7 protein-coding genes are annotated in these 6,770 nt (G+C 73.0%); 2 read left to right on the top strand and 5 right to left on the bottom strand.

The genetic code is table 11. The annotated features are described in order from the left end of the window. Positions 1-20: 20 nt before the first annotated feature. On the bottom strand, positions 21-1,061 hold the full coding sequence (gene glpX / locus ACFU7Z_RS33535) for a class II fructose-bisphosphatase (RefSeq protein ID WP_049651720.1): 1,041 nt from the start codon (positions 1,059-1,061) through the stop codon (positions 21-23). Positions 1,062-1,276: 215 nt separating this feature from the next. Here glpX and ACFU7Z_RS33530 point away from each other — a divergent pair, with 215 nt between their 5' ends. Continuing rightward, positions 1,277-1,813, top strand: a complete 537-nt coding sequence (locus ACFU7Z_RS33530; RefSeq protein ID WP_310593165.1) for a DUF4245 domain-containing protein — start codon at positions 1,277-1,279, stop codon at positions 1,811-1,813. A gap of 105 nt (positions 1,814-1,918) precedes the next feature. On the opposite strand, the gene ACFU7Z_RS33525 is transcribed toward ACFU7Z_RS33530, so the two are convergent. The 4 genes from ACFU7Z_RS33525 to ACFU7Z_RS33510 form a co-directional block, all read right to left on the bottom strand. Then, complete coding sequence (locus ACFU7Z_RS33525) at positions 1,919-2,521, bottom strand: malonic semialdehyde reductase (protein WP_049651722.1); 603 nt, start codon at positions 2,519-2,521, stop codon at positions 1,919-1,921. A gap of 110 nt (positions 2,522-2,631) precedes the next feature. Then, complete coding sequence (locus ACFU7Z_RS33520) at positions 2,632-2,889, bottom strand: exodeoxyribonuclease VII small subunit (RefSeq protein ID WP_049651723.1); 258 nt, start codon at positions 2,887-2,889, stop codon at positions 2,632-2,634. 32 nt (positions 2,890-2,921) lie between these two features. Further along, a complete protein-coding gene (gene xseA, locus ACFU7Z_RS33515; RefSeq protein ID WP_375874164.1) occupies positions 2,922-4,136 on the bottom strand; it encodes an exodeoxyribonuclease VII large subunit in 1,215 nt (404 codons plus the stop codon). Positions 4,137-4,235: 99 nt separating this feature from the next. Further along, the gene (locus ACFU7Z_RS33510; RefSeq protein WP_380781684.1) at positions 4,236-5,612 is read right to left on the bottom strand and encodes an APC family permease; all 1,377 of its coding nucleotides are present in this window, start codon (positions 5,610-5,612) and stop codon (positions 4,236-4,238) included. 120 nt (positions 5,613-5,732) lie between these two features. Between ACFU7Z_RS33510 and ACFU7Z_RS33505 the strand changes: the two genes are divergently transcribed. Further along, positions 5,733-6,707, top strand: coding sequence for a 4-hydroxy-3-methylbut-2-enyl diphosphate reductase (locus ACFU7Z_RS33505; RefSeq protein ID WP_049651726.1), 975 nt, complete (start codon positions 5,733-5,735; stop codon positions 6,705-6,707). The last annotated feature ends 63 nt before the right edge of the window (positions 6,708-6,770 follow it).

Below are 6,770 nucleotides of genomic sequence, written 5' to 3'. Positions count from 1 at the left end.
GGGCTACCGCCTACCCGGGCTCAGTTGGCGCGGTCGAAGTCGATCGCGCTGTACGCCCGCAGCTTCGAGAGCTTGTGGGTGGAGTTGATCTCGCGGATGGTGCCGCTCTTGGAGCGCATCACCAGCGAGCTGGTGGTGGCGGTCTCCGAGCGGTAGTGCACGCCGCGCAGCAGCTCGCCGTCGGTGATGCCGGTGGCGACGAAGAACACGTTCTCGCCGCTGACCAGGTCGTCCGTGGTGAGCACCCGGTCCAGGTCGTGGCCGGCGTCCAGGGCCTTCTGCCGCTCGGCGTCGTCCTTGGGCCACAGCCGGCCCTGGATCACGCCGCCCATGCACTTCATCGCGCAGGCCGCGATGATGCCCTCCGGGGTGCCGCCGACGCCCATCAGCAGGTCGACGCCGGTGCCCTCGCGGGCGGCCATGATGGCGCCGGCCACGTCGCCGTCCGAGATGAACTTGATCCGGGCGCCCGCCTCGCGGATCTCCCGGACCAGGCCGTCGTGGCGCGGGCGGTCGAGCACCACGACGGTGACGTCCTCGACGGCGCTGCCCTTGGCCTTGGCGACCCGGCGGATGTTGACCGCCGCCGGGGCGGTGATGTCGACGAACTCGGCCGCCTCCGGTCCGGCCACCAGCTTGTCCATGTAGAACACGGCGCTGGGGTCGAACATGGTGCCGCGGTCGGCGACGGCCAGTACGGCCACCGCGTTGTTCATGCCCTTGGCGGTCAGCGTGGTGCCGTCCACCGGGTCGACCGCGACGTCGCACTCGGCGCCGGTGCCGTCGCCGACCCGTTCGCCGTTGTAGAGCATCGGGGCTTCGTCCTTCTCGCCTTCGCCGATGACGACGACGCCGTTCATCGAGACGGTCGAGACGAGGGTGCGCATCGCCTTCACGGCGGCGCCGTCCGCGCCGTTCTTGTCACCCCGGCCGACCCACCGGCCGGCGGCCATCGCGGCCGCCTCGGTGACCCGGACGAGTTCGAGCGCGAGGTTCCGGTCCGGAGCCTCGGGCGCGACCTCCAGGGCACTGGGAAGCTGGTGCGGGTACTGCGTGGACATCGTCGTTACCTCTCTGTACGCGACGACCAGTGAGCGCCCGACTACTGCCAGGTCGAACGCCGTGGTGAGGGTATTGCGATCGTATCTGCCCACGAGATGACTGTCTGTGGCGCGGGTCGCTGCTCTGTGGCGGAAAACGCCTGTTCATCCCGTTTCACCCGGACGTGAATACCCCTGGTGACCGCCCCGGGATGTGGATGAGTCACCATGTGGGGGTGGCAGCAGACAACAAGGGCATGAGGGGCCGGCAGACCGTACGGGACATGGTCCTGTCGATGCTGGTGGTCGGTTTCGTCGTCTGGATCGGGTACCTGTTCCTCCCGCACGACGCCAACGGCGACCCGGTGCACGAGGTCGCGTACAAGGTGGAGACCTCCACCGCCAGGCGTGCGGCGCCGTACCCGGTGCTCTCCCCGGAGGGGCTGTCCGACAAGTGGCGGGCCACCTCGGTCAGCTACAAGCCGGCCGACCAGAACAACGGCAGGGGCAACGCCTGGCACCTGGGCTTCGTGACCCCCTCCGGCCAGTACGCGGCGGTCGAGCAGAGCGACGTGCCGCGCGACTCCCTGCTGGCCGCCTACGTGACGGGCGCCAAGCCGGACGGTACCGCCGAGGTGGCCGGCCGCGCCTGGGAGCGCGTGCAGGGCGAGAAGGCCCGCGCGCTGACCGTGCAGACCGGCCCCGGGACCACCCTGCTCACCGGCACCGCCTCCTACGAGGAGCTGGCCGAACTGGCGCAGGCGCTCAAGTAGCCCGCCCCCGCTCCACCCCGCCCGGCACGCGCCGGAGCACCCTGGACGACGCCGAAGGGCCCCGCACCGGACGAACCGGTGCGGGGCCCTTGCGCGCGGGGCGGATCAGACGGTGGTGACGACCTCGTCGTAGGCCAGGCGCGGCGAACGCGGGAACCAGGCGTCGTCGCCCGGCTTGCCGATGTTGACCACGGCCAGCACCGAGTGCTCGCCGTCGCCGAAGAACTCCTTGTTGATGCCCTCGGCGTCGTAGCCGGTCATCGGGCCGGCGGCCAGGCCGGCGGCGCGCACGCCGATGATGAAGTACGCGGCCTGCAGGGCGCCGTTCAGCGTGGCGGACTGCTCACGGACGCTGCGCTCCGAGAAGAAGACGTCCTTGGCCTGCGGGAAGTGCGGGAACTGGGTCGGCAGCTCCTCGTGGAACTCGTTGTCCGCGGCGAGGACGGCGACCAGCGGCGCGGCGGCGGTCTTGGCCTTGTTGCCGTCCGCGAGGTGCTGGACGAGGCGCTCGCGGCCCTCGGCCGAGCGGACCAGGACGACGCGCAGCGGCTGCTGGTTGAAGGCGGTCGGGCCGTACTTGACCAGCTCGTAGATGGCCTGGACCTGCTCCTCGGTGACCGGCTCGTCGGTGAAGGTGTTCGCGGTGCGGGCCTCGCGGAACAGCAGGTCCTGGGCGGCGGCGTCGAGTACCAGGGCGTCGGTGGTCATGCTTCTGCACCTCATGCGAAAGGGGGTTCGTCGGTATGATCGGCCGCAGCCGGTCACTTCATCCAACATAGGTGAAGTTTCAACGATTCCCCAAGCGAATGTGACCTGCCTCACTCCCCGCCCGGGCCCGCGCCCTCCTCGGCGGCCAGGGCGGCGTCCAGCCGGGCCCGGGCGCCGTCCAGCCAGCGCTGGCACACCTTCGCCAGCTGCTCGCCGCGCTCCCACAGGGCCAGCGACTCCTCCAGCGACGTCCCGCCGTTCTCCAGCTGCCGGACGACGTCCAGCAGCGCGTCCCGGGCGTGCTCGTAGCCCAGCGCGTCGTCCGGGTTCGGCGCCGCCGCGTCCTGCTGCTCCTGCTGCTCTGCCATGCGTGCCAGCGTAGGGGGTGCGGGTGACAGCGTCAGCCTCCGTCGGCCGCCGTGACGTCGAAGCCGCCGCCCGCCACCCGGGCGTGCAGCCCCTCGCCGGGCGCGACCTGCGCCGGGTCGGTCACCACCGTGCCGTCCGCCCGCTGGAGCACCGCGTAGCCGCGCTCCAGGGTGGCCGCCGGGGAGAGCGCCACCACCCGGGCCAGGGTGTGGCCGAGGTCGCTCTGCGCGTGGTCCAGCCGGTGCCGCAGGGTGCGCCGGGCCCGCTCCAGCAGGCCGTCCACCTCCTGCCCGCGCCCGTCCAGCATCCGGTGCGGGGCGGCCAGCGCCGGGCGGCTGCGCACCCCGTCCAGTCCGTGCTGCTCGCGGTCGACCCGGGACAGCACGTGCCGGCGGGCGCGGTCGCGCAGCTGACGGACCTTGGCCAGCTCCTCGCCGACGTCCGGAACCACCCGTTTGGCCGCATCGGTCGGGGTGGAGGCGCGCAGGTCGGCCACGAAGTCCAGCAGCGGCTGGTCCGGCTCGTGCCCGATCGCGCTCACCACCGGCGTACGGGCGGCCGCGACCAGCCGCACCAGCCCCTCGTCCGAGAACGGCAGCAGGTCCTCCACGCTGCCGCCGCCCCGGGCCACGATGATCACGTCCACCTCGGGGTGCTCGTCCAGCTCCCGCACCGCCGCGCTCACCCGCTCCACCGCGCTGACCCCCTGCACCGGGACGTTGCGCACCTCGAAGCGGACGGCCGGCCAGCGCCGCCGGGCGTTCTCCAGCACGTCCCGCTCGGCGGCCGAGCCGCGCCCGGTGACCAGCCCGACGCACTGCGGCAGGAACGGCAGCGGCCGCTTGCGCTCGGCCGCGAACAGGCCCTCCCCGGCGAGCCGCCGCTTCAGCTGCTCCAGCCGGGCCAGCAGCTCGCCGAGGCCCACCGGGCGGATCTCCGAGGCGCGCAGCGACAGCTGCCCGCGCGCCGCGTACCACTCCGGCTTGGCGTGCACGACGACCCGCGCGCCCTCCTGCACCACCTCCGCGACCTGGTCGAACACCGAGCGGAAGCAGGTCACCGTGAGCGACACGTCGGCCTGCGGGTCGCGCAGGGTCAGGAACACCACGCCCGCGCCGGGGCGCCGGCTGAGCTGGGTGATCTGCCCCTCCACCCAGACCGCGCCGAGCCGGTCGACCCAGCCGCCGATCAGCGCGGAGACCTTGCCGACCGGGAGCGGCGCTTCGGGGGAGCTGGTGTTGGCCATGCGTACGAGGCTAGCGGCGCGGGCCGACACGGCCGAGACCGCGTCGCCGCGGGCCGGCCCGGCCGGGACCGTGTCCGGCCCCGCGCGGCCCGACGGCGGTCACCGGGGAAGCCGGGGCGGCCGGCGCCCGTCGGCCCCGCCGCGGGCGGCGCCCTGGACGGCGAGCACCACCAGGCCGACCGCCAGCCAGACCAGCCCGACGATCTGCGCGGTGGTCGAGGCCTCGTACACCACCGCCCCGATCACCGCGATCCCCAGCGCCGGGACGACCACGTGCCGCAGCCACCGCCGCGAGCCGTGCCGCACCGCGTACCAGCCGATCACCGAGGCGTGCAGCAGCGCGAAGGCGGTCAGCGCGCCCACGTTGACCACCGAGGTGAGCTGGTCCAGCCCGTCGTCCCGGTCGGCCGCCCAGACCGCCGCCGCCATCGTGATCACCGCGGCCGCCAGCAGCGCCCGGCGCGGCACCGCGCTGCCCGGGTCGACCGAGCCGAGCAGTCGCGGCAGCCGGCCCTCCCGGCCCATCGCGAAGACCAGCCGCCCGGCCGCGGCCTGCCCGGCCAGGGCCGCGAAGGCCGCGCCGATCGCCTTGCTGGCCGCCACCAGCACGTGCAGCCAGTGCCCGACGCCGCTCTCCACGGTGTCGTAGAAGGCCGAGCCCTGCGCCGCCGGGTCGGCGGCCAGCTGCTGCGGGCCCAGCGGCTCCAGCAGTGCCGCCAGGTAGGTCTGGGCGACGAACAGCACCCCGGCCAGCGCCAGGCACCAGAGCACCGCCCGGGCCACCGCCGCCGAGGCGCCGACCGCCTCCTCCACGAAGGTGGCGATCGCGTCGAAGCCCAGGTAGGAGAGCACCGCGACGGACACCGCGGAGACCACCGCGGTCATCGAGAAGGCCCCGACGGCGGTGAACGGGGTGTCCCAGCCGCGCTGGGCCCCGCCCTGGGCCAGCGCCACCACGGCCGCGGCCACGAACACCGCCAGCACCGCGATCTCCATCGCGAGCACCGCGAAGCCGACCACCGCCGCCGTCCGCACCCCGACCAGGTTGAGCGCGGTGGTCACCACCACCGCGAGCGCCGTCCAGACCCAGCGCGAGACGTCCGGGACCAGGGAGTTCAGCGCGATCCCGGAGAACAGGTAGGCCACGGCGGGGATCAGGAGGTAGTCGAGCATCGCCATCCACCCGGCGATGAAGCCCGGCCCCTCGCCCAGCCCGGCCCGGGCGTAGGCGAACACCGAGCCGGTCTGCGGCACGGCGCGCACCATCTGGGCGTACGAGAAGGCGGTGAAGCCCATCGCCACCGTCGCGGCCAGGTACACCGTGGCGACGGCGCCGTGGCTCTTGGCGTCCAGCACGCCGAAGACGCCGACCGGGGCCATCGGGGCGATGAACAGCAGTCCGTAGACCATCAGATCGCGGACGCCCAGGCTGCGGCGCAGGCCGCTCGGCGTCACCTGCTCGCTCACAGAGCTCATAGACACCATATTTTGAGCGCTATTGACCGGGTCTGCACGGAATGTGTCCGCCGTCGGCGCGGCTTCGCGCCGGTCGCCCGGCGGGCGGGCACCGCTCGCGGCCGCCCGTACGATGGAGCCATGTCCAAGACCGCGCAGCGCCGTGTCCTGCTCGCCGCCCCCCGGGGCTACTGCGCGGGAGTCGACCGCGCCGTGATCGCCGTGGAGAAGGCCCTGGAGCAGTACGGGGCGCCCATCTACGTCCGCAAGCAGATCGTCCACAACAAGTACGTGGTGCAGACCCTGGAGAAGAAGGGCGCGATCTTCGTCGACGAGACGGAGGAGGTGCCCGAGGGCTCGATCGTCGTCTTCTCCGCGCACGGCGTCGCCCCGGCCGTCCACGACGAGGCGCGGGCCGGCCGGCTGGCCACCATCGACGCGACCTGCCCGCTGGTCACCAAGGTGCACAAGGAGGCCGTGCGCTTCGCCGACGAGGGCTTCGACATCCTGCTGGTGGGCCACGAGGGCCACGAGGAGGTCATCGGCACCATGGGCGAGGCCCCGGACCGGATCCACCTGGTGGACGGTGCCGAGGACGTCGCCAACGTGCAGGTCCGGGACGAGTCCAAGGTCGTCTGGCTGTCCCAGACCACCCTGTCCGTGGACGAGACCATGGCCACCGTCGGCGAGCTGAAGAAGCGCTTCCCGGGGCTGGTCAGCCCGCCCAGCGACGACATCTGCTACGCCACCCAGAACCGCCAGGTCGCGGTCAAGCAGCTGGCCCCGGAGACCGACCTGCTGATCGTGGTCGGCTCCAAGAACTCCTCCAACTCCGTCCGCCTGGTCGAGGTCGGCCTGGAGTACGGCGCCAAGGCCGCCCACCTGGTGGACTTCGCCGAGGAGATCCGCGAGGAGTGGCTGGAGGGCGTCACCACGGTCGGCCTGACCAGCGGCGCCTCGGTGCCGGAGATCCTGGTCGACGGCGTGCTGGAGTTCCTGGCCACGCGCGGTTACGACACGGTCGAGACGGTCAAGACCGCCGAGGAGCACCTGACCTTCTCGCTGCCCAAGGAACTGCGCCGTGACCTGCGCGCCGAGGCGGCTGGCAAGCTCTGACCCCACCCGGAAGGCCCGGCACCCCGCGCGGGGTACCGGGCCGTCCGCGGTGGGCGCCCCGGC

The sequence above is a fragment of the Kitasatospora sp. NPDC057518 genome, from assembly GCF_042802075.1.
In the GTDB taxonomy this organism is placed as follows: domain Bacteria; phylum Actinomycetota; class Actinomycetes; order Streptomycetales; family Streptomycetaceae; genus Kitasatospora.
This window is presented reverse-complemented; position numbering and strand designations above follow the sequence as displayed.

Coding starts and splice junctions, on each gene's coding strand:
- glpX (WP_049651720.1), bottom strand. CDS start 1,061: ATGTCCACGCAGTACCCGCACCAGCTTCCCAGTGCCCTGGAGGTCGCG.
- ACFU7Z_RS33525 (WP_049651722.1), bottom strand. CDS start 2,521: ATGACCACCGACGCCCTGGTACTCGACGCCGCCGCCCAGGACCTGCTG.
- ACFU7Z_RS33520 (WP_049651723.1), bottom strand. CDS start 2,889: ATGGCAGAGCAGCAGGAGCAGCAGGACGCGGCGGCGCCGAACCCGGAC.
- xseA (WP_375874164.1), bottom strand. CDS start 4,136: ATGGCCAACACCAGCTCCCCCGAAGCGCCGCTCCCGGTCGGCAAGGTC.
- ACFU7Z_RS33510 (WP_380781684.1), bottom strand. CDS start 5,612: ATGAGCTCTGTGAGCGAGCAGGTGACGCCGAGCGGCCTGCGCCGCAGC.
- ACFU7Z_RS33505 (WP_049651726.1), top strand. CDS start 5,733: ATGTCCAAGACCGCGCAGCGCCGTGTCCTGCTCGCCGCCCCCCGGGGC.